The following is a 250-nucleotide window of genomic DNA, read 5'->3' as shown; positions in this document are numbered from 1 at the left end:
AGTCATTACTTACCTCTTGAGAGTTTAAACCAGCTGAGCTACTAACATTCGCCTCTAGCTGTTTAAGGGTATGATAGCCACCATGGATACGGGTAAAAATCGTAATCGCGCATGCCGTGGCAAAAATGCTAGCGAGTAGTACAAAGTGCTGTGGCCAAATGCAAAAGGCCACGAACAGCGCAATAGTCTCAGTACCTTCAGTCAAACCGTTTAAATAATAAAAACTTTTATATTTGAACTGTGGTTTATC

1 pseudogene is annotated in these 250 nt (G+C 41.2%); it reads right to left on the bottom strand.

Going from position 1 to position 250, the window contains the following annotated elements:
- A pseudogene (locus AAEY98_RS22555) lies at positions 1-250 on the bottom strand (CDP-alcohol phosphatidyltransferase family protein); the annotation flags it as partial.

It is taken from the genome of Shewanella sp. AC91-MNA-CIBAN-0169 (assembly GCF_040310165.1).
Taxonomy (GTDB): domain Bacteria; phylum Pseudomonadota; class Gammaproteobacteria; order Enterobacterales; family Shewanellaceae; genus Shewanella.
This window is presented reverse-complemented; position numbering and strand designations above follow the sequence as displayed.